This window comes from Aurantimicrobium sp. (assembly GCF_036667855.1).
Lineage (GTDB): Bacteria > Actinomycetota > Actinomycetes > Actinomycetales > Microbacteriaceae > Aurantimicrobium.
Genome location: NZ_JAVWTF010000115.1, coordinates 1 through 1,064, shown reverse-complemented (window position 1 = coordinate 1,064; position 1,064 = coordinate 1). Strand labels below are relative to the sequence as shown.

Annotated in this window: 2 protein-coding genes; both read left to right on the top strand. The window is 55.0% G+C overall.

Annotation, left to right across the window (positions count from 1 at the left end; all coding sequences use genetic code 11):
- A partial coding sequence (locus RR877_RS10580; RefSeq protein ID WP_332628244.1) for a hypothetical protein occupies positions 1 to 783 on the top strand: 783 nt, incomplete at its 5' end.
- 3 nt (positions 784 to 786) lie between these two features.
- On the top strand, positions 787 to 1,064 hold a 278-nt coding region (locus RR877_RS10575; RefSeq protein WP_332628243.1), incomplete at its 3' end, for a hypothetical protein.

Sequence of the window (1,064 nt, the reverse complement as noted above, 5' to 3'; positions counted from 1 at the left end):
CTTAAGGATATGGTGTTTGCCAACCGGTTTGTTGCTGCTGCTGTCGGTGCTGCTCTTGGCACTGAACAGTCTAAGGCTCCCATGCGTATTGAACGTCTGCCTGTTCTACAGGATATGACCGGAGCATGGAAGGACAATCTCGGGTACGGCCCCACGTCTCGCGGCACGCTGGCGGCGGTAGACAGTTTGCTTCCGGGTTGGATTGATGCTGTTGATCCTAACAACCCGTCGGTGGCTGACTCCAGCGACACTGCGCAGTTTGCTCAGTTGCTCGCTACTCTCACCAAGGTGAGTGGTGGTAGGGTGGACAAGGCAGACCCGTCCTCTACCCTTCGTGGTATGGCCTTCGATTTGAAGGAGAAGAAGGATGAGGCAAGGCTTGCAGTGGCAGACCGCATTCGCCGAGGAGCTGATGAAGAGGGAACTGCCAAGCGCATTAAGGCTGCCAACAAGGAACTGTATGACGGCATGTCTCGCATGACTGATGTGTATGAGGGAATGGTGGGTGGACTTGGTTATAGTCCCAGCAAGGCAATGCAGGTGTTGAAGGAGGCGGGTAGTTTGGACGCCGTTCAGATTCACAATGTACGCCGGGGTTTGCCGAAGAACGATCCTGAACTCGTAGACAAGATTGGTGGTGTGCTCAGTAAGAAGTCGATACAGGAAAGTGGTAAGCGACTTGGCCGTGGTGCTGGTGAAGACACAGCGAAGGACTATGACAAGAGGGCCGCAGAAACTCTGCGTATCCTTCGTGATAAATATGGTATGAGAGCAGGAGAGTAAACGATGGCAACTTCACAGGGCTACATTCAGTCCATTGCGCAGGACGCACAGCAGACCATCCCCAACAACGGCAATCCTAACACCGTGTATAACGTCGCCCCTCCGGGGGCGGCGCCTACTACCGGGTGGGCTGGACCGCAGGTTATGCCTGCTGCCAATTACTCTGGGGGTGTGAATGTTGGGCAAGTGATACAGTCCGGTAACGAGCAGGTTAAGAACAATGGCTGGGTGGCACCTACCCCTGATCCTAATGCTCCTCCGGCTGGGCAGGGCATCATCAC